At 49.5% G+C, this 18,319-nt stretch carries 21 protein-coding genes; 11 read left to right on the top strand and 10 right to left on the bottom strand.

The features are described from left to right. The first annotated feature begins 68 nt into the window (after positions 1-68). On the top strand, positions 69-488 hold the full coding sequence (locus tag AC6ESP_RS18420) for a hypothetical protein (protein WP_497098196.1): 420 nt from the start codon (positions 69-71) through the stop codon (positions 486-488). Here the strand turns inward: AC6ESP_RS18420 and AC6ESP_RS18415 are convergent. Together AC6ESP_RS18415 and AC6ESP_RS18410 are read right to left on the bottom strand one after the other, a co-directional pair. After that, positions 444-1,493, bottom strand: a complete 1,050-nt coding sequence (locus AC6ESP_RS18415) for a sensor histidine kinase (RefSeq protein WP_497098195.1) — start codon at positions 1,491-1,493, stop codon at positions 444-446. The genes AC6ESP_RS18420 and AC6ESP_RS18415 overlap by 45 nt on opposite strands. Further along, positions 1,494-2,177: a response regulator transcription factor gene (locus tag AC6ESP_RS18410; protein WP_497098194.1), complete on the bottom strand. Its 684-nt coding sequence runs from the start codon at positions 2,175-2,177 to the stop codon at positions 1,494-1,496. Between the two features lie 217 nt (positions 2,178-2,394). Here AC6ESP_RS18410 and ilvA point away from each other — a divergent pair, with 217 nt between their 5' ends. After that, a complete protein-coding gene (gene ilvA, locus AC6ESP_RS18405; RefSeq protein ID WP_497098193.1) occupies positions 2,395-3,642 on the top strand; it encodes a threonine ammonia-lyase IlvA in 1,248 nt (415 codons plus the stop codon). A 38-nt stretch (positions 3,643-3,680) separates the two neighbouring features. On the opposite strand, the gene AC6ESP_RS18400 is transcribed toward ilvA, so the two are convergent. Continuing rightward, positions 3,681-4,658 carry an aldo/keto reductase gene (locus AC6ESP_RS18400; protein ID WP_497098192.1) on the bottom strand — a complete coding sequence of 326 codons (978 nt, stop codon included), beginning with the start codon at positions 4,656-4,658 and terminating at the stop codon, positions 3,681-3,683. A gap of 131 nt (positions 4,659-4,789) precedes the next feature. Here AC6ESP_RS18400 and AC6ESP_RS18395 point away from each other — a divergent pair, with 131 nt between their 5' ends. The 5 genes from AC6ESP_RS18395 (at position 4,790) to AC6ESP_RS18375 (ending at position 7,736) form a co-directional block, all read left to right on the top strand. Further along, positions 4,790-6,001 (top strand): MGDG synthase family glycosyltransferase, encoded by a 1,212-nt coding sequence (locus AC6ESP_RS18395; protein ID WP_497098191.1) that lies wholly within the window; start codon positions 4,790-4,792, stop codon positions 5,999-6,001. A 257-nt stretch (positions 6,002-6,258) separates the two neighbouring features. Next, positions 6,259-6,834: a TVP38/TMEM64 family protein gene (locus AC6ESP_RS18390; RefSeq protein WP_497098190.1), complete on the top strand. Its 576-nt coding sequence runs from the start codon at positions 6,259-6,261 to the stop codon at positions 6,832-6,834. A 41-nt stretch (positions 6,835-6,875) separates the two neighbouring features. Continuing rightward, positions 6,876-7,172, top strand: a complete 297-nt coding sequence (locus AC6ESP_RS18385; RefSeq protein WP_497098189.1) for a zinc ribbon domain-containing protein — start codon at positions 6,876-6,878, stop codon at positions 7,170-7,172. A gap of 93 nt (positions 7,173-7,265) precedes the next feature. Continuing rightward, complete coding sequence (locus AC6ESP_RS18380; RefSeq protein WP_497098188.1) at positions 7,266-7,409, top strand: hypothetical protein; 144 nt, start codon at positions 7,266-7,268, stop codon at positions 7,407-7,409. A 21-nt stretch (positions 7,410-7,430) separates the two neighbouring features. Then, entirely contained in the window at positions 7,431-7,736 is a 306-nt protein-coding gene (locus tag AC6ESP_RS18375; protein ID WP_497098187.1) for a transposase, read from the top strand. A gap of 44 nt (positions 7,737-7,780) precedes the next feature. On the opposite strand, the gene AC6ESP_RS18370 is transcribed toward AC6ESP_RS18375, so the two are convergent. The 4 genes from AC6ESP_RS18370 to AC6ESP_RS18355 form a co-directional block, all read right to left on the bottom strand. Further along, positions 7,781-8,824, bottom strand: coding sequence for an FUSC family protein (locus AC6ESP_RS18370; RefSeq protein ID WP_497098186.1), 1,044 nt, complete (start codon positions 8,822-8,824; stop codon positions 7,781-7,783). Between the two features lie 29 nt (positions 8,825-8,853). Then, positions 8,854-9,969, bottom strand: coding sequence for a DNA alkylation repair protein (locus tag AC6ESP_RS18365; RefSeq protein WP_497098185.1), 1,116 nt, complete (start codon positions 9,967-9,969; stop codon positions 8,854-8,856). A gap of 126 nt (positions 9,970-10,095) precedes the next feature. Next, on the bottom strand, positions 10,096-10,863 hold the full coding sequence (locus AC6ESP_RS18360; protein WP_497098184.1) for a sporulation protein: 768 nt from the start codon (positions 10,861-10,863) through the stop codon (positions 10,096-10,098). An 80-nt stretch (positions 10,864-10,943) separates the two neighbouring features. Next, positions 10,944-12,719 (bottom strand): ATP-binding protein, encoded by a 1,776-nt coding sequence (locus AC6ESP_RS18355; protein ID WP_497098183.1) that lies wholly within the window; start codon positions 12,717-12,719, stop codon positions 10,944-10,946. A gap of 204 nt (positions 12,720-12,923) precedes the next feature. Between AC6ESP_RS18355 and mscL the strand changes: the two genes are divergently transcribed. Together mscL and AC6ESP_RS18345 are read left to right on the top strand one after the other, a co-directional pair. Next, complete coding sequence (gene mscL, locus AC6ESP_RS18350) at positions 12,924-13,415, top strand: large conductance mechanosensitive channel protein MscL (RefSeq protein WP_497098182.1); 492 nt, start codon at positions 12,924-12,926, stop codon at positions 13,413-13,415. Between the two features lie 45 nt (positions 13,416-13,460). Next, positions 13,461-14,096 (top strand): NUDIX hydrolase, encoded by a 636-nt coding sequence (locus AC6ESP_RS18345; RefSeq protein WP_497098181.1) that lies wholly within the window; start codon positions 13,461-13,463, stop codon positions 14,094-14,096. A gap of 696 nt (positions 14,097-14,792) precedes the next feature. Here the strand turns inward: AC6ESP_RS18345 and AC6ESP_RS18340 are convergent. Further along, positions 14,793-15,215 carry a hypothetical protein gene (locus AC6ESP_RS18340; protein WP_497098180.1) on the bottom strand — a complete coding sequence of 141 codons (423 nt, stop codon included), beginning with the start codon at positions 15,213-15,215 and terminating at the stop codon, positions 14,793-14,795. Positions 15,216-15,420: 205 nt separating this feature from the next. Between AC6ESP_RS18340 and AC6ESP_RS18335 the strand changes: the two genes are divergently transcribed. Further along, positions 15,421-15,972, top strand: a complete 552-nt coding sequence (locus tag AC6ESP_RS18335) for a superoxide dismutase family protein (RefSeq protein ID WP_497098179.1) — start codon at positions 15,421-15,423, stop codon at positions 15,970-15,972. Between the two features lie 68 nt (positions 15,973-16,040). On the opposite strand, the gene AC6ESP_RS18330 is transcribed toward AC6ESP_RS18335, so the two are convergent. Then, complete coding sequence (locus tag AC6ESP_RS18330) at positions 16,041-16,820, bottom strand: glycoside hydrolase family 25 protein (protein WP_497098178.1); 780 nt, start codon at positions 16,818-16,820, stop codon at positions 16,041-16,043. Beyond that, positions 16,801-17,094 carry a phage holin family protein gene (locus tag AC6ESP_RS18325; protein ID WP_497098177.1) on the bottom strand — a complete coding sequence of 98 codons (294 nt, stop codon included), beginning with the start codon at positions 17,092-17,094 and terminating at the stop codon, positions 16,801-16,803. The genes AC6ESP_RS18330 and AC6ESP_RS18325 overlap by 20 nt, the downstream gene beginning before the upstream one ends. Before the next feature lie 314 nt (positions 17,095-17,408). Between AC6ESP_RS18325 and AC6ESP_RS18320 the strand changes: the two genes are divergently transcribed. Beyond that, positions 17,409-18,305 carry a manganese catalase family protein gene (locus AC6ESP_RS18320; protein WP_497098176.1) on the top strand — a complete coding sequence of 299 codons (897 nt, stop codon included), beginning with the start codon at positions 17,409-17,411 and terminating at the stop codon, positions 18,303-18,305. The last annotated feature ends 14 nt before the right edge of the window (positions 18,306-18,319 follow it).

Genomic DNA, 18,319 nt, shown 5'->3' with positions numbered 1-18,319 from the left:
ACTATGGCGCCTGAAGGGAATGAGGTACAGTAGGGTTAAGCTATCAATAACTTGAAGAGGGTGGGCTTATGAAGCTGACTTTTACGACAATATGGCTGCTCGTAATCAATATCTATGTATCCTCATCCGTTAGCTCAATCCTCATAACCGCGATTTTTCTGGAAGGATCACTACTAGCCTTCTGCTATGCAGCCATATTCAGCTCTATCGGGACTGCTGTTGTCGGCATCCCCGTCTCCATCGTCATTCAGAGGCTTATGACCAACAATACCGGAGCCGCAATAGTCATAAAGCTTCTGCTGCACATGATCGCTGGGGCTGCGCTTGTTATCGTATATATGAGGTTCACAGGAGTAAGCCTCTCTGACATCATGGAGGATGACGAGAAGCTGCTGGTCCTCTATTCTGTATGGATCAATGCGGGTACATTTTACTTGACGTTTCTATTGCTCAGCCGATTGTTTATTCGCGCTGGGAAGAAGACTTAAGTCTCCTATAATCTGCTTATAGAACTTGATGCGGAACTGGGTTCCCTCGCCCTGCCTGCTATTCACAACAATATCGCCATTCTGGCTCGTTATAATGCTATGAGCCATCGCAAGTCCAATGCCGATGCTTCCCTCTCCCGCTTGCTTCCCTTTATAGAATCGGTTGAAAATATACGGAAGGTCTTCCTTCGCAATCCCTTTCCCATTATCCGCAATGATTATTTCAGCAAACAGCGGATTGTCCGAGACGGTAATGTCGATGCTCCCGCCTTCCTCCGTGTGCTCCACGCTATTTTTCAGAATGTTAATGAGCGCTTCGGCAGTCCAATTCAGATCACCAACCAAGGAGACACTGCCTTCCTTATTGATTGTGACCGTCTGCGCTTTGATATCGATCGGAATAAGAACGGGCTCTAATGCTTTGCGGATCAGCTTGTCCACATCGATCAGCTCCTTCCGGAAGGCAACCGTGCCTGCGTCAATCTTCGACAGCTTTAAGAGTGATGATACCAGCCATTCGATTCTCTCCAGCTGGATTCGAATATTGCGGGTGAATTCCATTCTCCTCACGATAGGCAGCTCGGCATCGCTTAGTAAATCTGCCATCATCATCATGGAGGTTAGCGGGGTTTTGAGCTGGTGGGATATATCGGAGATCGCATCGGTGAGCTGGATTTTATCCTGCTGCAGCATCAGGCTGTTCTCGGACAGCATCAGCGTCATTTTATATATATCATTCTTGAGGATGCTAAGCTCGCCCTCTTCATTATCCCGCACATCAAGCGAATAATCCCCGCTGCTAATCTGCCGCAAATAACGAGACAGCTTCTCTAATTCCTGATAGCGCCATCTTGTGAATATGAGGCTGCATCCCATGAGCAGTGCTGAGGCAATGCCTACTATTAGAGCAGAGGCAGGTGATACGAGAGCGGCAGCAGCTATCGCCACGAGACTAATGGCGCACATGATAAGGAGGATGATTCGGATCTCGCGATTGCGCAGCATCTAATCACCCACCTTGTAGCCTAAGCCTCGCACCGTTCTAATAAGAGTCGGGTTCTGCGGGTTGTCCTCCAGCTTGTCCCTCAGCCTCTTGATATAGACGGTTAGCGTATTGTCATTCACAAAGTCGCCTGCCAAATCCCATATTTGCTCAAGCAGCTGATTACGGGATAGAATCTGACCAATATGGCTCGCAAAAATAAGCAATAAGCGATACTCCAGCGCCGTAACCGGAATCTCCTCATTCCCTTTATAGACCTTGCCTTCAAGCGTATGGATACGAATATTATCCAGCTCAATCATCGCTTTGTTAGGCACCTGCTTCGAATATCTCCGCAGCACAGACTTGATCCGCGAGAGCAATTCACGTATGCGGAAAGGCTTCGTTATATAATCATCAGCCCCCATATCCAGTCCCATCACGACGTTGACCTCATCATCAATCGCGGTTAGGAATAGTACAGGAATATCGCTGTTCTCCTTCACGATTCGGCATAGCTCATAGCCGCTGCCATCCGGAAGATTCAGATCAAACAGGCACAGAGCGAATTGATTCAACTCCTTCTCAAGCACCTTCTTCGCAGACTCCACATCATGGCACAGTATGGTGTCATACTGCTCCTGCTGCAGCGAATATTCAAGTCCAGAGGCAATCGTCTTATCGTCTTCTACTAGCAGAATTCTCATTAATAATCATCCTAAATGAATTGACATCATCTTGCTCCAACTTGTTACTGAATTGCGAGAAGCCTACCCTGTTCGCTTAAGGGCATCGACCATACCAGCTTTATCATCTACCAATTCACTCTTATAATGCTATAATAGGACATTGATGTTGTGGGTTGATTCTTAATTGAAACCATATAAAAAGAGGTGATTGCTTATGGAGTACCACTCGCTGCACATGCCCAAAATCGGGCTTGAAGACATTGTTCATGCCCAAATGCATTTGAAGGATGTTATTACACGAACACCGCTGCAATATAACCGAGTGCTGTCGGAGCGTTATGGCTGCAACGTGCTCCTCAAGCGCGAGGATCTACAGATTGTCCGTTCATTCAAAATACGCGGTGCTTATCATTCGCTCCGCTCTCTTCCGCCAGAACGATTAGCTGCAGGCGTCGTATGCGCGAGCGCAGGCAATCACGCACAAGGCGTGGCTTACTCCTGCCAAGCCCTCGGCATTATGGGCAAAATCTATATGCCAAGCACAACGCCGCGTCAGAAGGTTACACAGGTGTCCTTCTTCGGCGGCAATTATGTCGAGGTCGTATTAACTGGCGATACATTCGATGATGCGTATGCGGAAGCCATTGCTGAGAGCAGCCGCAGCGGCATGGCCTTTATCCATCCGTTCGATGATGCCAAGATCATTGCAGGCAATGGCACTGTCGGCCAGGAGCTGATGGAGGCTGCTGATACGGTGCCAGACTTCGTCCTAGTGACAGTCGGGGGCGGCGGACTAGCCGCAGGTGTTGCCTCCTATGTCAAAGCCGTATCTCCTGCGACGAAGGTTATCGGAATCGAGCCGGAGGGCGCACCTTCACTTCGCACCTCCCTCGATGCTGGAGAGGTCATTCCTCTGGAGCATATCGATAAGTTCGTTGACGGCGCAGCTGTGAAGCGGGTCGGCGACATGACCTTCGCGATATGCCGCGAGCTGCTCGACGATGTTCTAACCGTGCCAGAGGGCAAAGTATGTACGACGCTGCTTGACCTGTACAACGAGAACGCCATCGTAGCTGAACCAGCAGGCGCGCTGCCCATTGCTGCGCTTGATGCCCTTCGTGATCAAATCGCCGGCAAGACGGTCGTCTGCGTAATCAGCGGCGGCAATAATGATATTGACCGTATGCAGGAAATGAAGGAACGTTCCTTAATCTATGAAGGCCTTATGCATTATTTCATGCTCAGCTTCCCGCAGCGTGCAGGAGCATTAAGAGAATTTCTAGATGATGTTCTAGGTCCTACCGACGACATTACCCGCTTCGAGTACACGAAGAAGCATAACAAAGAGAATGGCCCATCCTTGGTTGGCATCGAGCTGAAGCATCGCGATGATTATGAGCCGCTTATCAACCGTATGCACAAGAAAGGCATTCACTTCGTTGAGCTGAATAAAGACCCCGTCCTGTTCAACCTGCTGATTTGATTAATAAGGATAATTATTCATTTCTTTAACGAACCTGCTTACCAAGCGTAAGCCTTCGGAGCATCTCCGCCCGGTCCTGGGAATATCTCATCGATTCGGGCGAGCGCTGCTTCATCCAGCTCCAGCTCTACCGCGCGCAGTGACCTTTCGAACTGGTCCAAGGTTCGCACCCCAATAATCGGCGCTGTTACCGCAGGGTTCGCAAGCAGCCATGCTAGTGATACAAGATCCTCCGGCTCGCCAAGCTCATCACATAGAGCCGCATAAGCCTCTAATTGCTCGCTATGCTTCTCCAGCCTTTTGTTATCCCCGCTTCGACGACCTGAACCACCCCGGCGATGATTACCCGCAAGCAGACCGCCATCAAGCGGACTCCAAGGAATAATGCCAAGTCCCAGCGCCTTAGCCGCAGGAAGCACCTCCAGCTCAGGCAGGCGGCAGAGCAGGTTATATTTGTGCTGCTCAGAGACGAGTCCAAGATGTCCTCTAGCCTTTGCTTCCCCTTGTGCAACCGCGATGTCCCAGCCTGCGAAATTACTGGAGCCCACATAACCAATTTTACCTTGAGCAGCAGCTGTCTCGAATGCTCCCCATAGCTCATTCCAGTTCACATTGCGGTCCACATGATGCATCTGGTACAGCTCAATGTGATCCGTCTGCAATCTGCGTAGAGATCCCTCTAAGTGACGGCGGATTTTGTATGCGGATAAGCCAGGTTCTTTGTTAGGACCGTCATAAGTATCATGCATGTCGCCGTATACTTTGGTAGCGAGCACCGTTTGCTCTCGTCTGCCGTCGCCCTGCTTGAACCACTTGCCGATTATTTCTTCTGTGCGGCCAGAGTTCTCGCCCCAGCCGTATATGTTAGCCGTATCAAAAAAATTGATGCCTGCATCACGTGCAGCATCCATAATGCGGAATGATTCCTTCTCATCTGTATCCACACCGAAATTCATTGTTCCCAAACAAAGTCGGCTAACGCGTAATCCTGACTGGCCCATGTAGGTATACTTCATGAATACAATCACACTCCCATTGTTTATGATGGATACAACTCCCATTATACAAAAATAATACATACGAACCAACTTGCGATCATTGAGGCTTAACAATTCGCCGCTATACTTGCGGCAGGAGGTGATCTTGCATGCTTCTTCCTACTATTAGCAGAGATCCCAAGGTACTCATTCTGTACGCATCCTATGGTGAAGGCCATTTGCAGGCTGCCCGTGCTATTCGGGATGCACTGGAGGCACGCGGCAATTATCGTACGGTTATGGTTGATCTGATGGCGGAATCGCATCCTTGGCTGAACGAGATGACTCGCAGGGTCTATTTGAAGAGCTATACACATATCCCTTCTCTATATGGGTGGGTGTATGAATTAACGCGTCCTATGAAGCATAATTCCCTCTTCGGGGGGATACTACATTCCTTCGGCCGCGAGAAGATTCGTCGTATCCTTGCAGAGGAGAAGCCAGATGCGGTCGTACATACCTTCCCCGCCTTCGCGCTGCCTGCGCTGAATCGAACAGCTCGTACGCGAACAACTCGTATAGTGAACAATGCTCGGCATATCCCTCCTTCCTATGCTGTCATTACCGATTTCGACCTGCATCAGCGATGGGTACATCCGAGTATCGACCGTTATTACGTTGCTACAGATGATCTGAAGCATGAGCTTGGCAGACTTGGCATACGACTTGGAAAGGTTCACGTGAGCGGAATCCCGCTTAAGCGAGGCTTCTCACAGATAGAGCTAGAGCTATCCAAGGAAACCTGTCATCTGCATACACAGTATGGGCTCGCTGGGGATAAACAGACCGTTCTCATTATGGCGGGAGCACAGGGCGTCATGCCGGATACGGCGAAGCTGTGCAGCTCCTTGCTGGAACAGAATGCCGACATTCAGATTGCCGTAGTCTGTGGATATAACAGACTGCTGTACGATTCGTTGGAGCAATATTTCGCCGGTCATACCTCACGCGCTCGATTGCGGTTATTCGGCTATGTGGAGCAGATGCACGAGCTAATGGCCATCGCCACCTGCCTCGTTACGAAGCCTGGAGGCATTACGTTAGCTGAAGCGATAGCCGCAGGTCTGCCCATCTTCATCTATCGCCCTGTTCCCGGTCAGGAGAAGCAGAATGCTCACTATTTGGAATCCAAAGGCGCAGCTGTTATCAGCTATGATTCGGAGGATCTTACTGCCCGCATTACCGAGTTCCTTGCTAGCCCAGAACGCTTAAGCAGCAGCAGAGCCTCGATCTCCAGGCTCCAGCAGGAAGGCTCAGCTGCGGACACGATTGCCTTGGACATTTTATCGAATATGCAAGTGGCTCTATGGTCCACCTTATAGATGGCCTGAGCAGCCTTATTATCCGCCGACAGGCTTAGCATCTGAAGCACGAGCGTTCTTATGCTAAGCCTCGGCTCACTAGCTACTCTGGCACGAATTGGCATGCGGGCTCTCGTTCTGGTATTGTTTACTTATATAGACGATACATCATGGCTGTCGTCACAGTGGACAAGACTTGCTCTATGTAGATGACACCTTAGCTATATTAATTTCCTATGATGGAGAGGTTCGAGGGAATGCAAAGTTGGTTGTTACAATTGAAAAATATAGACCTGGAGCAACTGCAGCGAACATTAGAGAGCTATGCAGAGTTCGGCCCCTTGCTTGGCATCGTACTGCCTCTCCTCGAGGCGTTCCTGCCCTTTCTTCCGCTGCTCGTTATTGTAGCGGCCAATGCGAATATATTCGGCTTGTGGCTTGGCTTCCTGTTCTCCTGGATTGGCGTATCCATTGGCGCCGCATGCGTCTTCTGGGTAAGCCGGAAGCTGGGCCGGAATGTGAAATCTCGCATTGAACGGAGGTTCCCCCGCTCTGAGCGGTTCTTTCACTGGGTTGATCAGAAAGGATTCACGCCGCTGTTCCTGCTCGCATGCTTTCCTTTCTCCCCGTCATCCATCATTAACATTGTGTCCGGAATTAGTAATGTTCCCTTCCGTACCTTCTTTATCGCTACGCTGCTTGGCAAAGCTGTCATGATTCTGAGCATCTCGCTGCTTAGCTTCGATATTGGCAGCTTCAGAGAGGAGCCATGGCGGATCTTCCTGACCATCGCGGTCATTATTATTATGTGGTTCGGGGGTAAGAGGCTGGAAGCCCGTTACCACGTTAGCTAGTATCAGGGGATGGATGGTGCCGCTTGTTACCTATTATTGCGATGATAATTACGCTCATGCTCGCGGGCTTGCTGCTTGGAGCTATGTTCCTGTTCATCCACATCACAGCGGATGAATCGGACAAGTACAGTCAGTTGAAGGAAATGGTTGAAGCTTTGTTCGGCACCCCTGCCCATCTTATGAGAGAAGCGGATGCTGGACAGGTCGAGCAGGCAGCGGCCTCAGGCTCGGTGCTCAGCAAGCCTGCATCAGCCTTCAAGGAGCCTTGTCCCGCTTGTGACCAGACGGTAACCGAGCGGGATTCAGAATGTCCTTCTTGTGGTCTGCGCTTGCTCTAAGCTCTCCACGCTTTACCTATTTGCTCACCTCATACAATACTTCCTTTTGTGGCAAACTGTTGGAGAAGCATCAATCACAAGGAGGATGACGGTATGTCAGGCGAACAGCCATCCCACAAGCAAACCGCCGCAAGCAAAGCGCAATCCAAGGCGGATCGTTCCGGAACAGGCAAGCAGAGGGCTAGCGAGCTGCAATCCGAAGCCGATCGTGCAGCAGTACCTAAGCACGGATTATAAGTTAAGGGAAGGACGAGCAGCATGAGCGAAATCAAGCAAGAGCAAGAGCATCAGCATAATGAAATGCAGCCTGTCTCAGGAGAGCATGTAGAAGTTGCTGGCGTATACAAGAACGAATGGGGCAGAGAAGTGAAGCTGGAGCGTGGTGAGTTATTCCCTGCTGACATACAGCTTGGTACATCCGAATGGGAGCTTATAGAGCTGGACTTCGATAATCACCATGAGGGCCGCACGGATCCGCGTCTGATTCCCAAGGACGATGATAACGATCCCGAAGCGCATATGCAGCATCCAAGACGTCACGAGGGCAGCAATAAGACTGAATAATATAGAAAAACGGTTGTGCAGCGATGCACAACCGTTTTTGTTAACTAGTCCTCGGATTTGTCTGCCTCTGCTCCATCACGCTGCTGAACATGATCGACCACCTTCTCCAGCCTCCGTAATAGGTACGCATATTCGAACAAGGCCGACGCGACGAAAATAAGTCGTTTATGCTCATCGGGATCTTCCTTCACATAATCCGTTAGATCATGGACAAGCCGAGACTCCAGATCATCCGCTGGCTCTAAGGACATGTTCGGCTTCATCTTGTTCTCAATCTTGAGCAGAATCGATTCATGGTACTTCGTTAAATTCTCAATCTGTGTATCGAAGCGATGAGCCCATTCCCCAGCACGAGGGGAAGAGAAATAATGATCCTCCACTACCTCGAGCAGATCTGCCCCTTTCTGAAGGGTCTTGATCATCTGCTTGGATATGAGCAGCTGGCGGGCATGCTTGGTTTTGGTACGAGCGAGCACCTTACGCTCCTCCTCGAACAGCTTGTAGCGGTCCTCGAGCTTCCGCAGGGTCGTGTGCAGCCTCTCTTTTTCCTCCCGATAGACCTGCTCCTTCATCTCATTAGAGATAGCGGTTCTGAGAAGGAGAGACATCTGGCTGAACGCTTGATGCACTTGCTCGGTGAACTGTTTTCTCGGACGCGGTGGGAATACGAGCACATTGACAACGAAGGCAGCCCCCATCCCGCTGAGCACCATGAGGAAACGCTCCAAAGCGAGCGTATATCCTTGCCCATGCGCTTCCATAATAGCAACAACCGTTACGAGAGTAACGCCAATCGTCGTCTCCATCTTGAGCCGAATACTAACCATAATAACCAGAATACATACAAGTCCAACAGCAATCGGCGTCTGCCCGAACAGCTTCATCGCTACCAGAGCCATAACAGCCCCCAGCAGATTCGTCTGCAGCTGATCCAGCACCTGCTGCCAGGAGCGATAAATAGAAGGCTGTATCGTTAGAATAGCGGCAACTGCAGTAAGCAGCGGCGATGGGAAACCGAATAAATCACTTAAATAAATGGCTAGCGCGACAGCCATTCCAGTCTTGAGCACGCGCGCTCCAATCGTCATTCTTAATTCTCCTCTGTTAGCGTAATTGCCTATAGCGTTAGGGTTAACTCTGTTGCTGCACATTCCAGTCCATTGACGGACAGCGATATCCGGTGAACGCCGGCATAGTGCTTACGCGTCGTTAGATCCGCGAAGCGATGCGTACGTACCCCGTCGATCAGCGTACCGCCTGCATACTCCTTATCCGACAGCAGGAACCGCTTCGGCGAGGCTTTCCCCGATGATTTAATGAAATCAATCACATATTCAATCCGCAGCTTCATCGCGGGGCCATTACGAAGCTCTATCCGATAATGCAAATCGGTTGATTGCCCCATCATAACGGTGTCTGGGCGAACCTGCAACTGCGCCTGCTGTACAATAGCCTCTGCCTGCACTTCATCAGATGAATGACTCGCATAGCCGAATAATGACATTAGCTCAGGTACTGCCCGCTTCACTAGCGTCCGGCAGCCTCTTCTCACAATCCAATCCGTCAGCGGATGCTCGCCATACCACTTCTGTGCAAGCCGGATCACGATATCAGGGTGATCCTTGGCAATGTCATTCAAGTGATTGGCGACACTCTTCCGCACGTACAGCGAAGGGTCCCTCTTCAGCTTCTCCAATAACGGAATAACAGGGCTAGGATCTTGTATGAACATCGGCAGTGCCTGCGCCCACGGCAGCCTCGGCCTTGTCCCTTCGCTTGCGAGACGGCGTACATGCTCGCTCGGATCATCAGCCCATCTTAGCATTTGCTCTGTCATACGCTCTGGACTTGCAAGCAGGAACGGCCTGACTGCGAACTCCGAGGACGAATAAGCCGTGAATGCCGCTAGCGCCTTCATAGACAGCTCCCAGTGCTGTTCATTCATGCCATAGCGTTCGACGAAATCCGGAAATATAATATAAGCTAGTCCTGTGCAGCGATCAGCTATGGGATGAAGAATAGCTAATGCATCCTCGTAGGCTTCAGGCAGCTCCGCACCTAATGCTTCTGTAATACGCCTTGAGCGCGCCTTCAGCGCAAGCTCCTCCCAATCCTCTCCGCGAACTCGAGATGCGAAGGAGGCTGCATCGAACGGTGCCCACACCGACTTCACCAATTGCCCGAATTGCTCTATAAAATCGCCATCATATATGGCCTTTAACGGCTCTGCCAATCACATGACCTCCCCTAATTGCTGTCATCCTATTATGCCATAAATCACTACGGAACATGGCCCCTATGCATACAACAGCCCATGATTGCTCCTCTACAAGGACAATCACGGGCTGTCGATTAACCGTTATACATACCGGCTAATGATATTTACAAGCTGCTGTGCAATCACATTCGGCTCTGCGCTTAATTGCTCTCGCGTGAATGTGCAGCGAACAAAGGTCTCATCCATATCAAGTGCTTCAGCGAACAGGCTTGCAAGCCCCCGCGCTTTGCGGTCGACCTGGAGAATGATTTCCAGCCCATTGGCTGATGGATAGAACATCACCTCAAGCTCGTCGAGCTGCCCCCGGAACTGGCTTGTTGGCACGAACTCGAATTCCTGAACGAACGGCATTCCGCCTCCAAGCTTAGAGGCATATTCACATTCTGCCTTGCGGAACGAGAAGCCTAATAGCTTCAACGCTTCCAGAATGGTGTGTATCTCTTGCGTTGGGACAACGTCAATTCTATCCTTGTCATTCGGATCGATGGCACTTCGTATATCAAGCTCTGTCTTCACCCATACTGGCGTGTATCCAATCGTAAGCGGTGTTCGATACGGGAGCTGGAAGGCGAACGGTACAGCCCGCTTCTCACCAGCTTCCAGAGTGAAAGGATCACTAACATGGAATCTGCTGATTTCGGCCTGCTGCTTATGCTTCTGGTCATTGCTCTCGCGAATATATTCAGTCATGACAGACAGCTTAATCGCTTCGATACGCTGCTCCGTACTGCCGCCTTGGATATTGATTGTACCACGGATTTCCTCTCCAGGCTCATAACGGTCTTTCTCCAGAATAGTGTCAAGCTTCGCAGATCCGATTCCAATACTGGCGAGTATGCGATTGAACATCCTAACAACCCCCAATTAAATGATAAAGAGCTCATAAATCTATTGCATATTACGGATACTTAATAGAAGAGGTTTCAATCCTATGAGCTATGCTGCTGTACCGCGATTCCGGTATCCCCTTTTTTATAAGGAAATTGAATAATAAAAGTCGTTCCCTTGCCGATCTCGCTGCAGGCATTAATGCTCCCATGATGATTATCGACGATTTTATAAGTAACCATTAGTCCAATACCGGTCCCATTGTCCTTCGTGGTGTAGAAGGGCTGTCCGATCTTAGCGAGCTGTTCATTCGTAATGCCTGGTCCTTCATCCCTAATACGGATATCCACCAGCTTGTCATTATCCAAAGACATGGATACTCGGATCATGCCGCCGAAGGGCATGACTTCAATCGCATTATTAATAATATTAATGAACACCTGCTTCACTTGATCCTCTACCCCATAAATCCATAGAGGCTGAGAGCCCATTTGCAGATCGATCTGTATGTTGTTCATAATCGCCTGCGGCTCCAGCAGGGTTATCGTCTCGGACATGATGACGCGGCAATCCTCATGAGACAGCTCATACATCTGAGGCTTAGACAGCATCAGCAGCTCGCTGACGATGGCTTCTATTCGAACAAGCTCTGATTTCATAATGTCATAGTAGTTTGCATTCGTTGCACGTCCAGAAGAGATGAGCTGCAGAAACCCTTTGAGTGAGGTGAGCGGATTGCGGATTTCATGAGCAATGCCAGCCGCTAGCTGGCCTGCCACGTATAGCTTTTCAGAATGGATGAACAGCTCTTCGTTCTTCTTGCGCTCGGTGATATCACGGATAATGACCTGATCAATCAGCTGGCCTGAGAACCTTGTAGTCGTCCTGACGATCTCCGTATACAGTGAAGCCCCTGACAGCGTGATCCATTCGAGCTCTATCGGCTGCTGATTCGGCTGATTGTATTCGGTCTCTTCGCTGAGCCAAGTCCTCACTTGTTCATGATGCTTCTCATGCAAGACATGATAGATCGACTTATGGAGCAGCTCATTCCTATCCTTCGCTTCGAACATACGGAGGCCCGAATGATTCACATAATCCCATTTATCATCCCGAATAAGTGCAATCGTGTCCAATGAGTTCTCGACGAGCAGCTTATAGCGGGCATCGATCATACTGTACTTGCGAGCCACAAGCCACGTTGTGAACGTGAAGCTGAATATAAGCAGAGTTGCAATGCCCAGCAGGAAAGCAAGCAGCAATAAATAATGATTAAGACGGTCTGTCGTCATAACTACGTTATATTCCACAACAATGGATTTCATCCCCATCAGATGCATCGTCATGCTGGACATGCCGAGTGTCAGGCTGGACAAAAGCTTATGCATAGGCTGCTTGGTGACAAACCAATATAGCGAAGCATATACACCTACATAGCCGACCAGTATCGTAAAGCATAGCATCCATATATTGAATTGTTTGCCAACAATAGATCCTGATAATAGGATTAAGTAGTGCAGCAGCGCGAACCCGATTGTGAAGAACATGCTGCTTACAGCCAGATTGACGAACAATGATCTTCTGCCGGAGAGCTGAATGATACCCAAATAAGTAAAAGCAGAGCAGCCTAAGAAGGCATATAGGATAGACCAATCTAGCATAACCAAATAATCGGAGCCGAGCAGCGACACGATATGCATCGCCCACAATCCAAGACCATATACTAATGAGCCGCCGGCCATCCAATTGAAGGGGGTGGTCCACTCCTTGGAGCGCAGCTGACCTACCATATTAAGCATCGTATATGATGCAAAACAAATGATTAATAGTGCTAACAGCCCATAATAGACATTTCCATAAATAGTGTGCTGGCTCATAAAACTCCTCGAATATCCATTAATTTACTCACTTAATGTGAGATTCGACAATTGGCTATAAAATCCTCTCTAGCATCGCTTCATTTTAACAATATTACATAGGTTTTATAATTAAACTATTCTACTAAACGAAAATAGACTAAAATGTAGGAGTAGATTCCGAATATTATGGAGAGTATAGACTATAAAGGAGAGGGCTTTTCTATGAAAATTGTACAAGAATTCAAAGAGTTTGCCGTCAAAGGCAACGTCATCGACCTCGCTGTCGGCGTTATTATCGGCGGTGCGTTCGGCAAAATCGTCACCTCGCTCGTTAATGACATTATTATGCCGCCCGTCGGCAAAGTACTAGGTGGGGCCGATTTCAAAAATTTATTCATTCAGCTTCAATATCCGCCTGATCCTGCAATCAAGACTCTGCAGCAAGCCGCAGAAGCTACCGATCCTCCTGTGCCTGTTATTGCATACGGACAGTTCATTAATGTGCTGCTAGACTTTCTCATAGTAGCTGCGTGTATTTTCTTCATGATTAAAGGCATTAATATTTTACGTCGTATGAAGCCGGAAGAAGTTGCTGCTCCATCTGAGCCCACGGATAAGGAATGTCCATACTGCTTGTCCCAGGTTCCTATCAAAGCGACGCGCTGCAAGCATTGCACTTCGCAGCTAGAGACAACAGAGACGGTCAGTGGTTAGATCAGGTCAGGTCAAGTCAGCAATTCGCATCTAGGGGGCTATATATTGGCAGAGGAATTGTTCGATATCTTCGATGAACAGCTGAACCCGATCGGTACAGCGACTCGCTCACAGACCCATGCTGCAGGCTACTGGCATCGGAGCTTTCACTGCTGGCTGACCAGAAGAGAAGGTGAACGCCGCTTCGTGAGATTCCAGCTTCGCCAGTCCAGCAAGGATACGCATCCCGATCACTACGATATAACTGTTGCCGGCCATCTGTCTGCTGGTGAAACCGTCCGTGATGCGGCTCGTGAGCTGGAAGAGGAGATTGGCTTGTCCGTCCCCTTCGAGGAATTGATTCCTCTCGGTCAAGTACGAGAGGAATCCATTGGTGAAGTACGCGGCATGCCGTTCATCGACCGCGAGGTGAGTGATGTATTCGCCTGTGTCTGTTCCTTGCCGCTCTCTTCACTCGTGCTGCAAGCGGAAGAAGTGACCGGCGTGTATGAAGCGGAGCTGGATGAGCTGATCCGGCTGTTCGAGGGTGAGCTGGCTTCACTATCCGCCGAAGGCGTAGAGGTCTCTTCGCCACAGGGCGGCCAGCAGCCAGGGACGCGAATCGTCCGAGCGGAGCAATTCGTCCCGCGCGAGCCCGGCTATTACGCAGGCGTGATGCGCGCCCTGCGGAACTGTACTTAACGGTGGGCGTACGCGTACCGCCTCTTGTATGACTGCTTCCTCGCAATCCCCAAGCGGACTCCCAGTTCCGATACCACCCATCGATCATGCCATGGATATTATAAAATTCAGTATGCCGCGTAGTCAGATCGAAGTCATCAATCTCCGGTTGATTATAGATCCGTGCAGCTGTCGCGTGCATACAGCCATGCAGACCGCTTGATTCCAGAAATCGACCTAACTCATCCAACGTAGCGAATGAGCGCGGATTATAGCGAATACGATCTGCCGCAGCCTGATTGTAGCAGGGTGCGTATTTGATCCCATCCGGTACGTCATTCCAAGGTGCAATGAGACGGGTATCATAGCCTTGACGAACGTACCAGTTATACACCCGATTGATGTAGCTGCGATGAAATCTCATGAACTGTTCACCAAAGCCCAGAGGAGGTATCGTCCCCGGCACTACATGATGCTGATGATGCCAATTACTATGCTCCTCTAACAGCGCTGATGGGAAATTCGGGATAAACGGCATCGTCAATCGCCTCCATGCTTGTTCGTCTCCTATTGCCTGCTGACTCATTGTATGCGGGCTGGAGGAGTTGAGTGAAGCCCCCTATCTGCTCCACACAAAAAGACAGCCCTGCTGGTCATTTGTAATGACCGATCAGAGCTGTCTTTTCTAAAATTAATTCTTACTTCGACGCCTTAACCTTAGCACCAGCCACGGTTGCGGTTATTGCTTTCGCGTTTAATGCAAATATCGAAGGATACTGTTACATCATGGTCTCTACCGAATGAACAACAGATACGAACACAATCAGAGCGATGTGTACAGAAGAAGTTAACCACTCTACAGTCACAGCCGATAATTCTTTGAATCGTTCTTGCATCATGACAGCGAATCGCTTTTACAAGCTTCTCTGCCACATCCTCATCTTTCAATCGACTGAATATTTTACTTAGTTCTTTACCTGCATCTTGCACGCCTTCTACAGCCGGATCTCTACGTCCGCAGCTTTTGTGCTCCCAATTATCATGTTTACCACAGCTACAGTTGTTAGAGATACGAGCCGATCGTTTAGCTCCGCCTACCTTTTTCAAGTTCGCAAAACTTACTTTTGATTTAGCAGACACTTTATTCCCCCCTCTCACTCGTTCTGCTCTATTCTATTCCAGATGCGCATGAACGTATGGACAAGTAACCGGGGCGATACATACAATCGCTATCCTTGCAATAACGTATAGACTTCAGACTTCACTGATAAGTGGCCCCCATGCATAACTGCACAGATTATGGTAAATACTAGGATGGACAAAATATGCTGCTTAGGAGGATCTTATGAAAAAACGCATTGCGATCTTGTGCTTAATGTGCAGCCTTGCTGCTCCAAGCTTCGGCTTGTCCAGCGAAGTCTACGCAAGCTCACATCACACGACCACCACCCAGGTGAAGGTCAATATGATTAACAGCAAAGGCGAGTCCGTCGGTTCTGCCTCCATAACCGAGCAGCATGACGGCGTCCATGTCCATGTGAAAGCTGCTAACCTGCCCGCGGGCACGCATGGCATCCACTTCCACGCTGTTGGCAAATGTGAAGCTCCTGGGTTCGACTCGGCTGGTGCCCATCTGAACTCGGGCAATAAGGAGCATGGCTTCAACAATCCGAAGGGCTTTCATGACGGTGACTTGCCTAATATTACTGTAGGCGCAGACGGAACGGTCGACGTGAACATTGTTTCGAAGAACGTAACCTTGTCCAAGGATGCTGCCAATTCCCTGCTCCGGACGGGTGGTACCTCTATAATCATCCACGAGAAAGAGGATGATTATAAGACAGATCCGTCCGGTAATTCCGGCAGCAGAATCGCTTGCGGCGTGATCCAGCAGTAGCTGGCTATACTCTCTTCAATGAACAGTGGCGCAGCCTACCGTTAGACGGAAGGCTGCGCCACTGTTCATTATTCCACCGGTTGCCCGCTTGCCTTACGAAGCTCATTCGCCAAGCGATTGAATTCCTTGCGTGCTTCTGGACTCGTTGTTGCGTTATACCCTGCTTTCAAAAACGCAATGATCTTATTCGCATCCTCTGCTTGCAGCACCAGCACTTCCTCCTCCACTGTATACTTCTTATAGAAAGCTTCAACCATCGCATTCATATCAACATTGCCGCTAATCCCCGCCACAGAGCCGCTGCTGCTGTATTGGAAGACAGACCACCTGCTCCATGTCGGATTCGCCATCGGCGTTGTTACATTGTAGTGCGCAACCCATAACGGATAGGCCCCCAATTCGGAGCCGAGATAGGACTTGGCGAAGCTCGCTCCTGTGTAGATCATGCCGTCTTGTCCAGTCAGACGCTTAAGCTCCTGCAGGAATGTCAGGCACCACTGCGTCAGTTTGTTCCTTCCCAGCTTCGAGGCTTCTCCTTCGACATCGAGCACGAGCGGGAATTGATGCTTATAGCTGCTCGTCACCTTTGCGAAATTCGCTGCTTCTGTCTTCGCCCCATTGTTCTCAGGTCTTGCATAATGGTAGAAGCCGATGGGGAGTCCTGCCCCGACAGCTCCAGCGGTATAGGCTCGACAGTTCGGATCGGTGTAGCTGGCGCCCTCCGTTGCTTTAATAAACACATACTTCACACCTGCTGCAGCTACCTTTTTCCAATCAATAGTCCCTTGATGGCGGCTAACGTCAATTCCGAACACATCTGTTGCGCTTCTAGCTTGCATCTTCATCATTCCCTTTCGACTTCGATGCAGCCTCTATCGTCTGTCTGAGCAGCTGGTTCCCATACACCGCAACAGCTCCGCATAGAATACCCTGCAGGACGCTCTGCACCTCGAAGCCCAACGTGAATATAGAGAAAATGATAGCTGCTATCGTTACCGCATATATAATAGTCCAATCTGGCACTTTCGGCGTCTGCTTAAGGATATACCCGATCACCCAACAGGCTACCACGACAACCATCAGCTTCGGATCAATCAGCTTCAATAGCTCTCCCCATTCCATCGCATCACTACCTTTTCATGAAGTTAATAGAAGCTCCGGGGGGGATATAAGAGCTTCCTCTATTAATATATGATCCGGCCTTCCCTATCGAAACGGCGGCTGCCTGATTCATAGCGATGGATTCCCTAGGAACACACAGAAGGCTGTCTCTAAGGTTCTACACCTTAAAGAACAGCCTTCTGCCTTCCTTTAACAAGTCATGCTATCCACTTTTCGACAAAAGGCTGTCCTACTTGACATATTCGGTCTAGAACCGCCTGCTTCATCATACAGATACAAATATACATTAGTGAAGGAATGAGGTGGATTCACTCGTGTTCCAACGGATCAATAAGCTTCAGATTGAACTTCCCCCTTCCAAGTATGCAGACGCCAATGCAGCGGCGGCTGTGCAGGAGCTGCTGGGCGGTAAGTATGGTGAAATGTCAACCTTGAACAATTATATGTATCAGTCCTTCAATTTCCGTGAGAAAAAAAAGCTCAAGCCGTTCTATGACCTGGTATCCAGCATTACGGCAGAGGAATTCGGCCATGTTGAGCTTGTGTCAACAGCCATTAATATGGTGCTGACGGGCTCGACCAGCCCTGGCAATCCCAATTCTGAACCGCTTCAAGACGCCGTTAACAAAAGAAACACCTATCATTTCATAGCTTCGGCACAGACATCTCTGCCTATGGATTCCATGGGGAAATTTTGGTCTGGTGACAATGTATTCAGCAGCGGCAATCTAATCCTTGATCTGCTGCATAACTTCTTCCTCGAATGCGGTGCCAGAACGCATAAGATGCGAGTCTACGAGATGACAACTCATCCTACAGCACGTGAAATGATCGGTTACTTGCTCGTACGCGGTGGGGTCCATGTGCTCGCTTATGCCAAAGCGCTAGAGATGGCAACCGGCGTCGACATGAAGAAGATGATCCCTATCCCTAACCTTAGCAATAATGCGTTCGATACAGCTCGTAAGTTCGAGGCGCAGGGGCTTGGCAATAAGCTATATACGTTCAGCCCTGATGATTATAAGGATATCGTGCTCATCTGGAACGGAACCAATCCACAGACTGGGGCTCCGCTTGAGGTCATTCAAGGAACACCGCAGGGTGCGCCTGTACCCGATTTGGAGGAGGTGCCTGAGGAATTCGCTCCGGGCATTTCCGCTGAGGATTTCATGCAGATTGCGCGGCGATTACAAAAGAATGCAGGCTTGTAGCTTCTTTCCTTCCG

The sequence above is a fragment of the Paenibacillus xinjiangensis genome (genome assembly GCF_059686975.1).
Note: the sequence above shows the minus strand (reverse complement) of the source record. Positions and strands in the feature narration are given on the sequence as shown.

What these genes read in the sequence shown, in the direction of transcription:
- ilvA (WP_497098193.1), top strand. Translation starts at nt 2,395, where the DNA reads ATGCCCAAAATCGGGCTTGAAGACATTGTTCATGCCCAAATGCATTTG.
- AC6ESP_RS18420 (WP_497098196.1), top strand. Translation starts at nt 69, where the DNA reads ATGAAGCTGACTTTTACGACAATATGGCTGCTCGTAATCAATATCTAT.
- AC6ESP_RS18400 (WP_497098192.1), bottom strand. Translation starts at nt 4,658, where the DNA reads ATGAAGTATACCTACATGGGCCAGTCAGGATTACGCGTTAGCCGACTT.
- AC6ESP_RS18410 (WP_497098194.1), bottom strand. Translation starts at nt 2,177, where the DNA reads ATGAGAATTCTGCTAGTAGAAGACGATAAGACGATTGCCTCTGGACTT.
- AC6ESP_RS18380 (WP_497098188.1), top strand. Translation starts at nt 7,266, where the DNA reads ATGTCAGGCGAACAGCCATCCCACAAGCAAACCGCCGCAAGCAAAGCG.
- mscL (WP_497098182.1), top strand. Translation starts at nt 12,924, where the DNA reads ATGAAAATTGTACAAGAATTCAAAGAGTTTGCCGTCAAAGGCAACGTC.
- AC6ESP_RS18325 (WP_497098177.1), bottom strand. Translation starts at nt 17,094, where the DNA reads ATGGAATGGGGAGAGCTATTGAAGCTGATTGATCCGAAGCTGATGGTT.
- AC6ESP_RS18335 (WP_497098179.1), top strand. Translation starts at nt 15,421, where the DNA reads ATGAAAAAACGCATTGCGATCTTGTGCTTAATGTGCAGCCTTGCTGCT.
- AC6ESP_RS18370 (WP_497098186.1), bottom strand. Translation starts at nt 8,824, where the DNA reads ATGACGATTGGAGCGCGCGTGCTCAAGACTGGAATGGCTGTCGCGCTA.
- AC6ESP_RS18355 (WP_497098183.1), bottom strand. Translation starts at nt 12,719, where the DNA reads ATGAGCCAGCACACTATTTATGGAAATGTCTATTATGGGCTGTTAGCA.
- AC6ESP_RS18330 (WP_497098178.1), bottom strand. Translation starts at nt 16,820, where the DNA reads ATGATGAAGATGCAAGCTAGAAGCGCAACAGATGTGTTCGGAATTGAC.
- AC6ESP_RS18385 (WP_497098189.1), top strand. Translation starts at nt 6,876, where the DNA reads ATGATAATTACGCTCATGCTCGCGGGCTTGCTGCTTGGAGCTATGTTC.
- AC6ESP_RS18375 (WP_497098187.1), top strand. Translation starts at nt 7,431, where the DNA reads ATGAGCGAAATCAAGCAAGAGCAAGAGCATCAGCATAATGAAATGCAG.
- AC6ESP_RS18395 (WP_497098191.1), top strand. Translation starts at nt 4,790, where the DNA reads ATGCTTCTTCCTACTATTAGCAGAGATCCCAAGGTACTCATTCTGTAC.
- AC6ESP_RS18360 (WP_497098184.1), bottom strand. Translation starts at nt 10,863, where the DNA reads ATGTTCAATCGCATACTCGCCAGTATTGGAATCGGATCTGCGAAGCTT.
- AC6ESP_RS18415 (WP_497098195.1), bottom strand. Translation starts at nt 1,493, where the DNA reads ATGCTGCGCAATCGCGAGATCCGAATCATCCTCCTTATCATGTGCGCC.